Annotated in this window: 18 protein-coding genes; 4 read left to right on the top strand and 14 right to left on the bottom strand. The window is 32.6% G+C overall.

Going from position 1 to position 16681, the window contains the following annotated elements; all coding sequences use genetic code 11:
- Window positions 1-224: 224 nt before the first annotated feature.
- From CD035_RS05200 to CD035_RS05225, 6 genes are all read right to left on the bottom strand, one after another.
- Entirely contained in the window at window positions 225-1796 is a 1572-nt protein-coding gene (locus CD035_RS05200) for a Gldg family protein (protein WP_048541874.1), read from the bottom strand.
- Window positions 1797-1882: 86 nt separating this feature from the next.
- Window positions 1883-2176: a hypothetical protein gene (locus tag CD035_RS05205; RefSeq protein ID WP_048541872.1), complete on the bottom strand. Its 294-nt coding sequence runs from the start codon at window positions 2174-2176 to the stop codon at window positions 1883-1885.
- Between the two features lie 68 nt (window positions 2177-2244).
- Window positions 2245-3096 carry an SA0632 family lipoprotein gene (locus CD035_RS05210; protein ID WP_048541870.1) on the bottom strand — a complete coding sequence of 284 codons (852 nt, stop codon included), beginning with the start codon at window positions 3094-3096 and terminating at the stop codon, window positions 2245-2247.
- Window positions 3097-3166: 70 nt separating this feature from the next.
- The gene (locus CD035_RS05215; protein WP_048541868.1) at window positions 3167-5209 is read right to left on the bottom strand and encodes a cation:proton antiporter; all 2043 of its coding nucleotides are present in this window, start codon (window positions 5207-5209) and stop codon (window positions 3167-3169) included.
- A gap of 18 nt (window positions 5210-5227) precedes the next feature.
- Window positions 5228-5665: a GNAT family N-acetyltransferase gene (locus CD035_RS05220; RefSeq protein WP_048541866.1), complete on the bottom strand. Its 438-nt coding sequence runs from the start codon at window positions 5663-5665 to the stop codon at window positions 5228-5230.
- Between the two features lie 11 nt (window positions 5666-5676).
- Window positions 5677-6429, bottom strand: coding sequence for a sulfite exporter TauE/SafE family protein (locus CD035_RS05225; protein WP_075578075.1), 753 nt, complete (start codon window positions 6427-6429; stop codon window positions 5677-5679).
- A gap of 143 nt (window positions 6430-6572) precedes the next feature.
- Here CD035_RS05225 and CD035_RS05230 point away from each other — a divergent pair, with 143 nt between their 5' ends.
- Window positions 6573-7256, top strand: a complete 684-nt coding sequence (locus CD035_RS05230) for a DUF1129 family protein (protein ID WP_025904720.1) — start codon at window positions 6573-6575, stop codon at window positions 7254-7256.
- A gap of 420 nt (window positions 7257-7676) precedes the next feature.
- Here the strand turns inward: CD035_RS05230 and CD035_RS05235 are convergent, their stop codons facing one another.
- The 6 genes from CD035_RS05235 to CD035_RS05260 all read right to left on the bottom strand — a co-directional run bounded on the left by CD035_RS05235 (window position 7677) and on the right by CD035_RS05260 (window position 11890).
- Window positions 7677-8231 carry a hypothetical protein gene (locus CD035_RS05235; RefSeq protein WP_048541863.1) on the bottom strand — a complete coding sequence of 185 codons (555 nt, stop codon included), beginning with the start codon at window positions 8229-8231 and terminating at the stop codon, window positions 7677-7679.
- Between the two features lie 18 nt (window positions 8232-8249).
- Window positions 8250-8777, bottom strand: a complete 528-nt coding sequence (locus CD035_RS05240; RefSeq protein ID WP_048541861.1) for a GNAT family N-acetyltransferase — start codon at window positions 8775-8777, stop codon at window positions 8250-8252.
- Window positions 8778-8891: 114 nt separating this feature from the next.
- Window positions 8892-9596 (bottom strand): amino acid ABC transporter permease, encoded by a 705-nt coding sequence (locus CD035_RS05245; protein WP_229412521.1) that lies wholly within the window; start codon window positions 9594-9596, stop codon window positions 8892-8894.
- Window positions 9597-9601: 5 nt separating this feature from the next.
- Entirely contained in the window at window positions 9602-10297 is a 696-nt protein-coding gene (locus CD035_RS05250; RefSeq protein WP_048541859.1) for an amino acid ABC transporter permease, read from the bottom strand.
- 11 nt (window positions 10298-10308) lie between these two features.
- Window positions 10309-11136: a transporter substrate-binding domain-containing protein gene (locus CD035_RS05255; RefSeq protein WP_048541856.1), complete on the bottom strand. Its 828-nt coding sequence runs from the start codon at window positions 11134-11136 to the stop codon at window positions 10309-10311.
- A gap of 10 nt (window positions 11137-11146) precedes the next feature.
- Entirely contained in the window at window positions 11147-11890 is a 744-nt protein-coding gene (locus CD035_RS05260) for an amino acid ABC transporter ATP-binding protein (RefSeq protein WP_048541854.1), read from the bottom strand.
- Window positions 11891-12079: 189 nt separating this feature from the next.
- On the opposite strand from CD035_RS05260, the gene CD035_RS05265 reads away from it, so the two are divergent.
- Both CD035_RS05265 and nfsA read left to right on the top strand, forming a co-directional pair.
- A complete protein-coding gene (locus tag CD035_RS05265; protein WP_048541852.1) occupies window positions 12080-13363 on the top strand; it encodes a homocysteine synthase in 1284 nt (427 codons plus the stop codon).
- Window positions 13364-13505: 142 nt separating this feature from the next.
- On the top strand, window positions 13506-14261 hold the full coding sequence (gene nfsA / locus CD035_RS05270; RefSeq protein WP_048541850.1) for an oxygen-insensitive NADPH nitroreductase: 756 nt from the start codon (window positions 13506-13508) through the stop codon (window positions 14259-14261).
- A gap of 53 nt (window positions 14262-14314) precedes the next feature.
- Here nfsA and CD035_RS05275 read toward each other — a convergent pair whose 3' ends face one another.
- Window positions 14315-14992, bottom strand: a complete 678-nt coding sequence (locus tag CD035_RS05275) for an ABC transporter ATP-binding protein (protein WP_048541848.1) — start codon at window positions 14990-14992, stop codon at window positions 14315-14317.
- A 2-nt stretch (window positions 14993-14994) separates the two neighbouring features.
- Window positions 14995-16047: an ABC transporter permease gene (locus CD035_RS05280; protein WP_048541847.1), complete on the bottom strand. Its 1053-nt coding sequence runs from the start codon at window positions 16045-16047 to the stop codon at window positions 14995-14997.
- A 181-nt stretch (window positions 16048-16228) separates the two neighbouring features.
- Here CD035_RS05280 and CD035_RS05285 point away from each other — a divergent pair, with 181 nt between their 5' ends.
- On the top strand, window positions 16229-16648 hold the full coding sequence (locus tag CD035_RS05285) for an OsmC family protein (protein WP_048541845.1): 420 nt from the start codon (window positions 16229-16231) through the stop codon (window positions 16646-16648).
- Window positions 16649-16681 lie beyond the last annotated feature (33 nt).

Raw genomic sequence — 16681 nt, forward strand, 5'->3', positions numbered from 1 at the left:
ATTTAAATAAAAAGTTACAAATAACTATATAAATAGCGTCTGGAGCATAAACTTATGTACAGACGCTTTAATGTCGTTATATGAAATTTATTGAGATACTGCTAACTGTCAGAATTTCGAATTGTGGTAATTAGAATGCGCTAACTTCCATTATTCTGAATTGTGGTAATTAGAAAATACTCACCTAGGGACATTTCTCCAAATTCTGTCCCTAACGACACCCGTTATTGTACATTTAATGTGGTTTTAGCTATCACGTTGCCGCCTGATAAGACTTCAACTTCTACTTCGTTGTCTGCTTCGTTTGCTATTTTGGATTTAAAATACCAATCAGTTACTCCGTTTTTAATTTTTGGTGATACTGAACTTGAAACTCCTGGTGCTTGTCCGTCAAACATACCTACTTCTCGTCCGTCTTTGTTTTTGATAGACAACTGAAATTTATTATTTACTAATTTCGATTCATCGACATGGACTGTTATTTCAAATTTCTCTTGTTTTTGAACGGATGATGGCATTTCAAATGTACCTTCTTCGCTATTGGATGTTTGATTATTATTTTGTTGCTTAGAACTAGACGTCGTTGATTGATCAGCTTTATTATTTTTACTTTCTGAGTTTGCACCATAACTTCCAGATGCATAAGTTGAGGAATCATACCATTTATAGCCTTGTTTAGGTGTTCCCCAAGGTTCTTTTTCATTTTCTCTACTATTCTCAGGTTGTTCAAAATTCAATAAATTAGTCTTATCATCAAGTTGAACATTCATGGTTGATAAATCTTGGTCATCATCTTTTTTATTTAACCAATCTACAATTTGCATAATCATTTTTTGGTTATCTTCTTCTTTAAATCCATCATAAGTCTTTTTAGTTTCTCCGTTGTCTTCACGTTTATACTTTGGTGACTTGTCTTCTACCATTGAAGAATCGCCTATAAATGCGCCTTTACCTTTAGAAACTTTACTCACAGCAATATATGGACCTTCATTGCGGCCACCACCATTGTATATGCCTTGGTCTACTGCATGATTCCATGCATCATCTTTTGATAATTTAGGAACAAAAGCGACACCTTTTGCTTTATCAGGATCTGTAATAGCGATTGTTGAACCGGCATGCATCGATACTGCTTTAACACCTTTAGTAATTCCGAAGCTATCTTTTTCATCTGCCAAATCATCAACTTTAATGTTACCTAATGCATTGTATCTAAATCTCAAGCCAAAGACTTCGTTTAAGAAATCTCTACTTTGAATATCTTTCATCTTATCTGAGGAGCTTTCTTCAGCGTTCATGCCTTTTGTAGGATTATCAAAAGCACCTCTTCTATAACCATTCATCACTTCTGAAGAATCATATCGATTAAAGTTTCTATCGGCATTATAATGATCACTAATCATTAATATACTTCCACCAGACTTCACATATTGCTCTATAGCATCTTGTTCACTCGCTTTAAGTGGATTATTAGCCTCTGGAATAACAACGACTTCATAATCTTTCATCTTATCATAATTTAATAATTGGTTATATCCTAAATCTGTTACTTCATAGTTTTCTTTCGTTAATGCATCAGCAAAATCAGAAAAGCCACCATTAATGACCCAATCTGCACTGCCTGCTGTTTGACCATGTGCACTATCAAACAAGACTTTCCCTTTAATGTCATCACTTTTAGGTGATAATACAATTTTTCCATCTTTGCCTTCTTTCTCAGTTACGTCATTTGAACAACCCGCAATAACAAAGACAATCAATGTTATTAAACTCCATATCGACAGTTTAGACCTCATTATATTTCTCCTTATGTATAAAATATGGAGCGAGTGAGAAATCTTTTATACTTAAAAGATTTCATCATCCCGCTCCGTTATGTGTACTATGCTTTTCTAATATATGTTAGCAGTCTAATTGTTACAGGATCAGTATCATAATTTTTAAAGCCTCTAGGAACTTCAATCGTTGCATCAATCAAATCATTAACTTCGTTAAAACGATATGTGACTTGATTAATATTAGATTTGCGATTAAAAATTACTGCTTCTGATGGCCAACTTCTAACCTCACCTGTTGTTGATTGTAATGTTCGACCTGTGATTGTTTCGATTTCATGACCTAATTCTAATAATGTCATTTTTCCGCCTTCAATCAGAACAAATTCTTTTTCGTGCACGATGACATCCCTCTTTTCAAATAATCCTTTGTTGTTTATTCCCTAATACAATTCAATCTAAACGCGACCTATAAATCTAATTTAAATGATTTTACTTTATCAGTTGCATCATCAAATGTAGCAGTTTTACTTACGCCACCGTGTATATTGAAAGTAGCACGGTTATTTTTAAGCGCTTCATAGGCTTTTTGAGAAATTGGAATAGATTTTAAACTTTTTGTCTTTTCTCCTGGCTGATATTCATCTGTATTTTCTTTAGACTTTTTCATGTACTTTTCATTGTGAGAGTCTGGTATAAATGATGCATAATCAGATCGTTGTTTATGACTGCCATCTTGAATAGACGCCGTATTATCATAGTATAACTTATGATTAGAAGTATTTTCAGTTAATACTTCATACATCACGACATAACCATTTTTCGCACCATTAAAAAGTAAGACCTGTCCTTCAGGCATGTTATGCACTTGGAAAATTTGCAAATGATCAATATTGACTTTCATGCCACTGTCTTCAAATTGAAAATGTTTATCTCTAAGATCATGAATGAGTTCAACATCTCCATTTGTTGATGTTCGAATTGTATTAGGAAATGGCTTTTTTGCTGAGTCCTCTTTACTTTCAGTACTTGAAGTTTCTTTTTTATCTTTAGAATCATCTTTGCTTCTTTTAGATTCTTCTGTATCTGTTTGGTTGCTTTTCACTTCATCTTCAAGCTTTTTTAATTGTTCTTCTTTATCTTTAATACTTTCTTTTAACTTTTCATTTTCTTTTTCTAAAGACTTTTTATCTTTTTGATAATCTTTAGTCGATTTCTCTAAAGATTTAATTTCTTGTTCTAGATTTTTCTGTTCATCATCATTACCACACGCTGCTAGAATAATTGATGAGCTCACCATAAGTAAAAGTGCCTTCTTCATAGGTGTCGCCTCCTATATATAGTCTTAAACATTTTACCACACAACATGTAAGCTATCTATTGAAAACAAACTATATGCTGTTACCGAGAACGATCATTTCATCATAATTAACAGATTCTCTTAGTTTGATTGCCATTGAACGACTGACTTTACCTTCTTCTGTTAACTGATTAATCATTTCTCTTTGAATTCTTAATGCGTAAATTTCCATTTCTGTATATACAGCAGTGTGATTGCCTTTGAAGTAATCAGGCGTTAATCTTTCAACTTTGTTCAAGTAAGAATCACATACGATGCTAATTTCAAATTCGTTATTGTCATTCATTTCTTCAGTTAATCTTTTAACAACATTGAAATGCACTTCTTTACTTATAAATCTCATCTCTTTAATGTTACTTTCAATTGAAAGTGAACTTGTAGCACTGATGAATGTTTTAATTTTTCTACGTCTAATAAACAATTTCAACATTAATTTCGCTTTTGTATATAAAGAAGCATTTTTAAATGTAGATGAACGTTCTGTAATTTGTCTGTAGTTATCAAATGTACTTTGAGATATTTTATTTTCTTTAATGAGTTTATCCAACGTATTGAATTCTGTATCAATCGCAATGCGTTGCATACGTTCTAACTCTTTAATATCTTCATCTTTTTCTTCATTTTCTCTTAAGAATGATAATTGCATATGATAACTGCGTGTGATTTTACCGTAAATATAGCTTGTTTCTTTACTGTAAAATTCTTGTAGATTTTCTAATGCACTTTCAATTAATAAAATTTTCGCTTCGTTAAATGTTAGTAAACTTTGATCTTTCGGTTTAGCTTTTGGTGTAACGAGCGGTAATATTAATTGTGCGAGTACAAGACTGATTAAAATAACACCTGTTGCGATAAACAATAGATGATCACGATAAATAAAATCAGTGTGTTCTGACAATTTAAATGGCAACATCAATGCAATTGCTAATGAAATGGTACCGTGAACACCACAAACCGTCATAATAAACGCATATTTAAAGCGATTTGGTTTATCTACTTGAGATTCTGGGGCAATATCTTTACCCGTATTTAACATTTTAGAAAATCGACTTTCTGGTAAATAGAAATATGGATATGAAATAAGCACCCAAATATATCTAAATAGATACACTAATGCAGCTACAAATAATGTAATACCTATCACATGCATAATTTCATGTTGTGGTTCTTCTAATATATTAATCATGACTTCAGGTATTAAGAAACCTAATAAAATAAATACAAAACCGTTTAATAAATAACTCAGTAAATCCCAAGTATGATTATATGTTACTTGCTCTTTCGTTGTTGCTTGAGCAATTCTATCTTTTTCGACACCGTGAATTAAACCTGCAATAACTGCAGCAATAATACCTGATGAATGGAATGTTTCAGCAATAATATAAACTAAAAATGGTGTAATAACCTGGATGAACGTAAGCATATTACCGTTATTAATACCATTTCGTGTTAAATAAACACGTAACTGTACAACACCATAACCAATGATTAGCCCAACAATTGCGCCACCGATTGCAGTTATAAAGAACTGTCCAACTGCACCGGTTAAGGAGAATGAACCACCTACTAATGCGGCTAATGCAATCTTAAATGATAAGATACCTGCAGCATCATTTAGTAAAGATTCACCTTCTAATATGGTCATAGATCCTTTAGGCAATAATTTACCTTTCGCAATAGCTTGAACTGCTACCGCATCTGTAGGTGAAACAATAGCACCAATCGCGAAACATGCAGCTAATGGTAATTCTGGCCAGATAATATGTAATAAGAAGCCAAGACCAATAACTGTTGAGAATACAAGCACTAATGCCATTGACATAACGGGTTTCAAATACCTCGCTAAATGAACACGCGATACCGAAATACCTTCTAAAAATAGCAACGGTGCAATAATACCTACCATAAATACTTCTGACTCAAAATTTAATTCAACTGGAATTGGAGATAAGAATATAACAAAACCAATTATAATTTGAACAAAACTTAAAGGTATTTTAGAAATATAATGATGTATGATTGAACTTAGAATAATACCCATGATGAACCATAAAAAACCTTCAAATATGGCCATAAAATTCCTCTCTTCTGTTTAAAATAGCTTTTTACGCATAATAACTTTTTCAACTTCGTAGTCCATTGATTCATTTAAATGAATCATTGTTTTATTGTGAGCATGGACTGTTGAAACGATGGTATACGCACCCATATCTTTTGCCCACTTTTCTATTTCTCGTTTCAAAGCGGTTGCTATACCGTTATTTCTTTGACTTTTATCTACGAGAAGGTTGTATATCTTAACCTCTCGATCATGAACATTATATTTCGCCCATATAAAACCGATACATTCATCTTGAATTAAAGCACCTTTCAAAACACTCTTCTCATATTCAAGAGACCGCTTTATCGCCTCATATTCCAATGATGTAGCAAGTTTCAAACTTTGATTTTCCTCTTTAAATGATGAAGCAGCCATTTCACTAATGTTATAAATCATTGCGTCATCTTCTATATTTTTTATGACAACCATTTTTAACCTACCTAATTATTCTCGATTAGTAACTTAATTGCTAAAATAAATATGATAATAAACATCACAATTTTCAGTTTCTTTTCAGGTAAAGAAACCGTTAAACGACCACCAATAAAGCCACCTAGACCTGAACCAAGTGCTAAGCTTATGGCAAATGGCCAATTAACATAACCTTGAAAAATAAAAACAAAAGTAGATAATGATAAGTAAATCGTTATAACTAACGTCTTCATACATTGAACTTCTGCATAAGTCAGTCTTGGCATAATTAAATTTAAAGCGATAATAAATAAAAATCCTACAGCAGCTTGAACAATGCCACCATAAATACCAAGTGCTAGAAAAACAATAATAAGAAGGAAAATTCTAAAGGCAGATAATTTTTCAGATTGTTTTTGTGTATCTTTCCATCTGGTAGGAATAATCATAACGATTAAAACGAGAAGCATAATAATACCTAACATGCGGTTAAAGACAGCATCCGGGAGATTTATAGCGTAATGAACGCCGATAAAAGAGCCAATTAAAGCAGGCACACTTAACATCAAACTCAACTTAACATTTTTCATACCTTTTATGTAAAACACATATAAGCCTAATAAATTTTGAACTAAAATCGCAACCCTGTTCGATGCATTCGCAACAGTAGTTGGTAATCCAAAAAATATAAGTAACGGCAAGACAATTAACGAGCCACCAGCCGATACAATATTAATCGTTCCTGCAAAAATCCCTACTAAAAAGATAATAAATAATGTCATAATCTCCAAGACTACACCACCTGTTACATTTAATAATATCGAAAAATTAATCATCTGTAAAAAGTATAAACCTCAAATTTGTAATGTTTTATTAGAAAATACTTGTTAGAATAAAATTATTGATAACAGAAAGGAAAACGCTGATGAAAAAATCAACACGCGACCTTATAATAGAAAACAACGTAAAACGATTAAGACTCAATAGTCACGATAGAGAAGTTTACGAAAATTATATAACATATGTACGCGCAAATTTGAGCATCAATGAATATGACTCAGAGAAAATGTTGCTCAATATACTTAATCATTTATTAAGTGCCGAAAAAGATGGCATGCATGCCATGGAATTTTTTGAACATGATCCAAAAAAACATGCCGACACGATGATTAGAAATATGCCTAATAGAACATTCCAGAATATATTTAAATTCATCGGATTACACATCCTTATATTGTTAGGTGTCTTCTCATTCATAAGAGGATTCACAGGATTCTTCACACAAGTTGAATTCACTTACCTCTATACTTTCCTCATCACCTTTGTAACAGGATTTACGATGATTTTTATATTTATATGGATGATATTTAAAGTCGTTCAAATACGAATATATAGCGAATCCAATTGGACAACCATGATTACTAATATATTGATATTCGGGACATTAGTTGTGACGATACTAGCCTTTTATTTACCAGGCGTCTATTTACAATTAGGACCTAAAATATATACATCGAATTGGGCATATATCATACTTTCGTTCATACTAACACCACTAGGATTATATATAGATCACCACAGAAAAATAGACCAGCCTGATTCAAGGTAAATAGGACAAGCGAAGCAGGACAATAGAGCAGAACAAGCGGAACCATCATTGATTATGGTTCCGCTTGTTTCATTTAATGTGGTATTAGGAAATTACCAGGCCGATAATTTATTTTATCGGCCTGCAAATCTCGTTTTCGGGTCGATATTTATTTTTATCGGCCTGCAAATCTCGTTTTCGGGTCGATATTTATTTTTATCGGCATGCAAATCTCGTTTTCGGGTCGATAATTTATTTTATCGGCATGCAAATCTCGTTTTCGGGTCGATATTTATTTTTATCGGCCTGGTAATCTCGTTTCTGGACCGGTAATTTTATTTATCGGTCCACATTTCTTATTTCTGGACCGGTAATTTTATTTATCGGTCCACATTTCTTATTTCTGGACCGTAAATTTTTTTATCGGTCCAGAAAGTCACTTCATATAATAAAAGTACCTATATATAGAATTAAAAATATCAATAGTGTTTCAATATTTATAAAAAACACATTTGGACTAATACCTTTTTTGTATCTTGTTACATAATATATAAGTATGCCAATATAATAGACAATCAATAATCCCCATATTAGAAATAATAAGCCTATCCCATATTCATTATTTTGAATTAAATGTATACCAAATAGTAATAGCCAAACTGATTTCAGTATATTACCTACTACTTCTAATGGATCAGACACTATTTTGAACATTTTATCTATAGTTTCTGCTCTAAACAAATTCGTATAAGATATTAAATCACAAATCACTTGAAGAAACATGGATACACTCATCAGTATTGTAAACATCAATCCAAATACCAATACAATGGCATTTAAGTCCCCATCAAGTTTTGCATAATAAATTAAAGGAATTTGGCTAAAACAGATAAAGATTATTGTAAACATCGTATGAATAATATAGAATTTTTCATTTTTAATTAAGTAATTAGCCAATAATAACAAACATATATAAACGCCCAACCCTACTACCATCATGCTACTCACCTATCTTTAATAGTTTTCATTTACGATGGCATATAGGTAATGATCTTTCCATTCGCCATTTATTCTTACGTTAGATCTGTTTAGTCCTTCGCGTATCATGCCTGCTTTTTCTAATACTCTAACTGAACCGATATTTGTTGGTTGTACGCCTGCTTCAACTCTATGAAATCCTAACTCATTAAATGCGATACGAATGACTTCTTTTGCTGCCAATGTTGTAATACCTTTTCCGTTGTATGCAGCGTCTAATGCATATCCCATCATACAGCTTTGAATATTGTGTCTGACGATTGCAAATAAATCTATCGTTCCGATTACTTTATTATCTTCTTTATGTACAATGACATAGTGATAGCCTTTATCTTCTGTCATATCTTGTAAATGTTTGTCTATAATTTTTCTATAATTATAGAGTTGATAGTCTGAATCTTTGCGATCTGCTGCTGAATATGATTCAAATAATGCTCTATTACGTACATCTATATCTAACAATTCACTTGCGTCTGTCATTTCAACTGGTCGGATTTCAATCATGATGCACCCCCGATATTTATTTATCTATTAGTATACACTTATACGATGTAAAGTTATAAAAAATAAGGTCATAGATTAAATTTCCTAGGAAATAATAATCTATGACCTTGCGCTTTATGTTTGATATAAATATTTTCCAACTCTGTTTTCCATCTTGCCAAAAATCCATTCGAAAATGATAGCCATGATCCAATATATTGCACTTGCTATAATATATACTTCAACAAAACGATAACCATCGTTAGCAATAATTTGGCTGATTGCGAGTATTTCTGTTACTTGCACGACAAACGCGATTGCTGTCCCTTTAATTAAAGCAATAAATTGATTACCTAAGTTTGGAATTGCATAACCTAAAGCTTGAGGTATCACAATTCTCATGAGTATATGTCGCTTTCTAAGTCCAACTGTTAGTGCCGCTTCTATTTGTTTATCATCAACACTTCGTAAACCACCACGCATCACTTCTGTCAAATACGCAGCTGAATGTAATGTAAATACAAATAATACGATTGCTAAAGGATTGATACCATCAGGTTCAATGTTCCAGTGCCACATTTTGTTTAACCACTCTATTACTACAGGTGTTCCATAATAAAAAGCAAACAACTGAACGATGAGTGGTGTTGATCTGAAGAATGAAACAAATATGACAATGAGTTGATTAATAACTGGATACTTAGCTTGTCTTATTAATGCAAAAGCAGTACCAATCACTAATCCAAATACCATACTGACAACTGCTATTAATAACGTTGTCGGCACACCTTTTAAAATATCTCCAACATGTTCATACATAAAAGGAAAATCTATCGTCAAATTGCTCACCTCATTTGTTCAGTTTGATATGGAATATTGTATTTCTTTTCTAAAAGCATCACGATAAACTCGACTATGATACAGATGACCCAGTAAATGATACAAATCGCGACATATACGGGAAACATACCTAGTCCGTAGTTATTACCGATAATTAAATTCACTTGTCCCATCATATCGATTAAACCGATTGTAAATGCTAATGATGTGTCTTTAATCAGTTCTATAACTTGATTACCGATGTTTGGTAAACTATTTCTAAATCCTTGTGGAATAATAATTCTTAATAAAATTGTATGATCATTAAGACCGACTGTTTTCCCTGCTTCAATTTGTCCTTTATCAACAGAGTTGTATCCAGCTCTCATCACTTCTGATAAATATGAACCAGTATGTAGCGTGAATGTCAAAATAACAAAGAAAAGTCTACTAAAATGATTAATATCAATGTAAACCCACTGCAATATGATCGGTAACGCAAAATATACTAAAAATAGTTGTAATATAAGTGGCGTACTTCTGACAAAGGATACATATAATTTTACGATTTGGGATAGTGCAGGTACTTTTTTGATTCTAATAACTGCTAATACTAGCCCCAATATCATCGCAAATAAAAGAGAAAGAACAGTAATAAACAATGTAATTGGTAGTTTATCCAGTATTTGCGCAAACAAATCTGGCCAAGTGGTAGTTCCCATATGTCTCCTCCTTATAAGCGGTCTTTAATATCATTTAATGACTCTTTATCATCAAATATATTAAATCCAAACCATTTTTTAGATAAGTTCTCTAGCGTACCATCTTCTTTTAATTCTTTAGTTGCTTTGTCTATATCTTTTTGTAATTGCGTATTTTTCTTGTTATATAAAATATGAACAGATTCTTTTGAAACAACGCCACCAACTTTCACGTCAGCATTGAGTTCTTTTTGAATTGCTTGGTAAGTTGTTAAGTTTAAGAACATGGCATCTCTTCTTTTAGATTCAATCATTTTGAAATTTTCACCATTTGAAACTTTATGGATTTCATCAATGTCGATTTGATTTTTATGAGTCTTGTTGTAACCTGTTAAGATTGAATATAAGCCGCCACTCGGTGACATAGGCGTTAGTCTTTTATGTTGTAAATCATCTAAAGTTTCAATATCATTTGTATCATTATGTACAATAAGTGTTGTTAAAGAATAAACATAAGGCTCATTCTGATACAAGAATTTCTGTTCTCGCTCAGGGGTTTTGAAGAACCAATTAATGCCCATATCAAATTTACCAACACCAATACCAACAACGTTAGATTCTTCTTCTCCAAATTCATATTGGAAATCATATTGTGGTAATTTCTTTTCAAGTTCTTTCATATAATCCATATCGTATCCGACTGGTTTATTATCACTATCTGTATATAAATAAGGCGGATTGACTTCTGCAGATAAAGCCACTTTGACAACTTTTTTGCCGTTATTTTCTTTCGTGATTGTGCCGCAACCAGATAAAGAAATGATGAGCATCATCAAAATCAATAATTTAATATATTTCATTCTTTACCTCCTACAATCCGACTGGTGTTAAACGACTTAAGAATCTTCTCGTACGCTCAGACGCTGGATTATCAATAACGGCTTCCGGTGTCCCACTTTCAATAATTTCACCTTTATCCATAAACACAACTTGATCAGATACTTCTTTCGCAAATTGGATTTCATGCGTTACGATAACCATCGTTCTACCTTCGCTTGCAATTTCTTGAATGATATTTAACACACCTTGTACAGATTCAGGATCAAGTGCTGAAGTTGGTTCATCTAATAACAACACTTCAGGCTCTATACTGAGCGCTCTCACAATACCAACTCGTTGCTGTTGTCCACCTGACAGTTGAACAGGATAAACATTAGCTTTATCATCTAAAGATACTTTTTTAAGATATTTCATAGCTTTCTCTTTAGCTTCTTTCTTCTTCATACCTTGTCCGTATATCAAACCTTCTGTAATATTTTCTAAAATTGTACGGTTTTTAAACAAATTATAGTGTTGAAAAACCATTGCAGATTGACTTCTTAAGCGTGTAACATCCTGCTTTTGATAATTTTCTACATTGAACTTACAATTCCCGAGTTCGATTAATCCTTTATATGGTGTTTCAAGCATATTTAAACTTCTTAGTAGTGTCGTCTTCCCCGATCCACTTGGTCCAATAATTGTTGTGACGGTACCTTTTTCTTGTTCAAAATTTATATTCTTCAAAATTTCTTGTGTACCAAATTTATGATACAATCCTTCAACTTTAAGCAAGTCATCCACTCCCGAACGTAATAATATGTTGAATTTATCACAACTATTCTTATAAGTAAAGTCGGTTTTAATTCAAATACGCATTTTAACAGCCTTAATGAATTTTTCTTATCTTTTAACTCGGATTTAATTGAATTTTTTAAATTGTCTGACTATAATGGCATATATAACTTAAGGAGGTAATTATGAATGACACAAGAAAATTGGAATAAAGAGACATTAGCAATTCATGGTGGTCAAGTACCCGATCCTGTAACAGGTTCTACAGCTGTACCTATTCATCAAACAACTTCATATACGTTTAAATCTACTGAACATGCGAAGAACTTATTCGCTTTAGCTGAAGAAGGAAACATATATTCTCGAATTATGAACCCAACAAATGATGTATTCGAGAAACGTATCGCTTTATTAGAAGGCGGACTAGCAGCATTAAGTGTTGGTAGCGGTCAAGCAGCCATTACTTTGAGTATATTAAATATTGCAGAAAGTGGCTCTGAAGTAGTCGCATCTACTAACCTATATGGTGGTACATATAATTTATTTGCTGTAACTTTAAAGAAATTCGGCATTAAAGTACACTTTGTAGATCCAGATGACCCAGCAAATTTTGAAGCAGCAATCAATGAAAACACGAAACTTATTTTCGCTGAAACAATTGGTAACCCACGTATCGATGTATTAGATATTGAAGCTGTTGCTAAAGTCGCTCACGATAATGGTATTCCATTAATCGTCGATAATACATTTGCTACACCTCACCTACTACAACCAATTAAATTTGGCGCTGACATCGTTGTTCATTCTGCGACTAAATTTATTGGTGGGCATGGTACATCAATTGGTGGTGTGATTATTGATAGTGGTCAATTCAACTGGGATAATGGCAAATTCCCTGGATTAGTTGAACCTGATCCAAGTTATCATGGTGTATCTTATGTCAATGACGTTGGTGCAGCTGCATACATTACAAAAGCACGTGTACAATTGCTGCGTGACATTGGACCAGCACTATCACCATTTAATGCACAACAATTCCTAATCGGACTTGAAACTTTACATTTAAGAACAGAACGTCATTCTGAAAATGCTCAAAAAGTTGCAGAGTTTCTAGAAAATCACGAAAAAGTAAGCTGGGTTAATTATCCTGGACTTAAATCTAATCAATATCACGAACTCGCAACTAAATACTTACCTAATGGCCAAGGTGCTATCTTAACATTTGGTGTTAAAGGTGATTCAGAATCTATTCCCGAATTTGTTGAAGCACTGAACTTATTCTCTTTATTAGCAAACGTTGGTGATTCTAAATCACTTATCATACACCCAGCAAGTACGACACACCAACAATTAACAGACGAAGAACAACTTGCATCAGGTGTTACGAAAGACTTAGTACGCTTATCAGTTGGTACAGAATCTAGTGAAGACATTATTAAAGATTTAGAACAAGCGTTAAATAAAATTAAATAAGCTTCACTTAATAAGCGTTTGGGATGTCATATGATATCCTAAACGCTTATTTTTCTACTCTTTAAAGCACCTTATATGAATATTTTTAATATTTTTGATAACATTTATATATCATAAGTATTATAAAGGAGCACTGAACACAATGAATCAAAGCGTATTTGACTTAACTCAACAGCATCGATCTGTTAGACAGTTTAAAGATGAACCTCTTTCTAAAGAGACTGTAGAAAAATTAGTAAAAGCAGGACAAATGGCTTCAACTTCAAGTTACGTTCAAGCTTATTCTATTATTGGTATTACAGACCCAGAAATTAAACAAGCATTAAAAGAAGTATCAGGGCAACAACATGTTGTCGATAACGGTTATTTATTTGTGTATGTGATAGATTATTACCGTCATAGTTTAATTAACCAAGAAACACAAGGCAATATGCAACCTAGTTTTGAGTCAGCTGAGGGCTTGCTCGTTGGTACGATAGATGTTGCACTTGCTGCACAGAATGTTGCTTTAACTGCTGAAGATATGGGACTAGGTATTGTTTATTTAGGGTCATTACGTAACGATGTTGGTCGAGTGAGTGAGATATTAAACTTACCTGAGCATGTCTTCCCACTATTTGGTATGGCTGTCGGTGTACCGAGTGATGACGATCAAGGTTCTCCTAAGCAACGTTTACCATTTGAACATGTCTTCCACGAAAATCAATATAATGCCGACAAAGAGCAACAACTTACTCAAATTAAACAATATGACAAAGATATCCAAGAATATTATGAAAAGCGCACACAAGGTAAACGCTCAGAATCTTGGTCAGAACAAATTAAGAATATGATGAGCAAAAAAACAAGACCAGATATTCTAGAAAAATTAAATCTCAAAGGTTTTATTAAAAAATAAGCACACAAAAAGCGGCTGTGAGATGATTAACATTCTCCAGCCGCTTTTCCTAATTATGATACTTGTTCCTCAATTCTTCCGTCACTTAATTTAATCACTTTATCTGCAAATTCAAATATTCTTTCATCATGTGTAATCATAATACCAATCGAATTATTTTCTTTCACACTATTTTTAATCATTTTTGCTACTTCTATTGCACGTTTTGAATCTAAACTTGCAGTAGGTTCATCTGCCAAAATCATTTTTGGATGATTCATCCAAGCTCTCATAATTGCAACACGTTGTTTTTCCCCGCCTGACAATTCATTTGGATATGATTTGAGTCTATGAGATAAACCAATTTGTTTTAATAATTTTTCAGCTCTTTCTTTAGCATCTTTCTTACGCATGCCAGCCATTTCTCCAACATAAACAAGTTGATCTGTAACATTTAAATATGGTATTAAGTGTGATGATTGAAAGATAAACCCTATTTGATTCAATCTCATATCTGTTAATTTTTTATCTGATAAGTCTACATAATCTAAATCGTCTAATGTTATTTCTCCTGAGCTTTTGCCAAGTAATCCACCAATAATAGAAAGTAATGTAGATTTCCCTGAACCAGAAGCGCCATTCAAAATAACAAGCTGTCCTTTTTCTGCTGTAAACGTAATATCGTTTAATACTTGTGTTTTTGCTTCTTTTTCTCCGAATGATTTTGTAACATGTTCAACAACTAATCCCATTATTATTCTCCTCCTATAGCTTCAAGTGGTTCGATTTTTGTCACTTTAATCAGTGATAGTACGGCGCCGATTAATGAAACAACGATGAATACGGCTACCATTAACATCATTAAGTTTGCGTCAATATAGAATGGCATTGAAACTGGCATCACACTGTTGATGATGAATATAACGGCAATGGATAAGACCACGCCCACTAATGTGATCATCAGAATTTGCAACATTAATGATGCGATAAGTGATTTGTTTTTTGTACCGATTGCTTTTAAAATACCAAATTGGCTTGTTTTTTGAATTGTCATAACATAGAAGAATGCCGTGATAACAATAGCTGAAATAACGAATAAGAATACAATCATCAAGTTCAATGGTTGTTGTTCAGCATTATAACTTGGAATGGCATTTAACATGTCATCTTGTGAAATGACTTTAACATTGTCTACATCGTTGATTTCATTTTTTTGATGATCATTCAAGTTGTCATATGCAATGACTGAAATATGATGACCTTTCAATGTATCCATGCCATTTTTATTTACATAAGCCATAGATGTATGTGAGAACATGATATTATCAGCAAATCCTGAGATTTCAAATGATTGATCGCCTTCTGATAATTTAATTTCGTCCCCTACTTTAAAGCCTTCTGATTTTAATTTCTCATTCAATAACACTTCGTTTTTATTTTGAGGTAAATGTCCTTCTGTTGGTTTCGGTTTAATGTTATTTGTCATTTGTGTAAACATTAAATCCGTTTTTCCACTTTTAGTATCAATTTTTTGCATTGCTGTTTTGACTGTGTCGCCTTTAGCTATTGTATTAACAGCTTCATCAGTTTTCGTCGTAATATTAGACTGACTTAAGTTATTGTCAGCATCACTGGCTATTACGTACGTACTTTTATTCCATTGTTCAATTCCCGATACATTCTCTTTAGCCAATCCTTGTGCTAACGCTGATATAAATAACACTAAAAATGCTAATAAGAATAAAATTAATGTTACGAGTAAATATTTAAATTTGTAATAAGTAAGTTCTTTAAGTGCTAGTTTCATGTCTATCCGTTCCTCTCTCTTTAATGTATATATATATCATAACGAGGCAATATGAACTGAATATGAACAAAAAGACATAAAAACAAATTTTTTTATTTTAATGAATAATTATGGGAAAGACGATTTACTAGTCTATATTATTTGAAGTTGATACAATTTAAAAAAAGAGGAGGAGAGCTTAATGATTAAGTCTACTTGGCAAGGTAAGAAAACTTTTAAAGCACAATCCAAATTTGGCCACGACATCATTTCTGATGCACCAACAGAATCAGGTGGAGATGACAATGGACCATCTCCTGTTGAACTTATGTTAAGTGGTTTAGCTGGGTGTACTGGAATTGATGTTACCAATTTAATGAAAGAACGTTTAGCTCAAGTTACGAAATTGGAAATCACTGTAGATGATGAAAGAGAAGATACAACATCTCGATCAGTGAAACATGTCACATTAACATTCGATGTTGAAGGTGAAGTGGATTTAAAAAAATTAAAGCGTTCCATAAAACTGAGTGTCGATAAATATTGTACGGTTGCACATTCTTTAAAAGCAACAATTGAACCAAAACTTATCTTTAATGGTGAAGAACAAACTTTAGACTAAAAAATAAGAGTTGGATGAAATACCCTATTTATC

Source organism: Mammaliicoccus sciuri (genome assembly GCF_002901825.1).
GTDB lineage: Bacteria > Bacillota > Bacilli > Staphylococcales > Staphylococcaceae > Mammaliicoccus > Mammaliicoccus sciuri.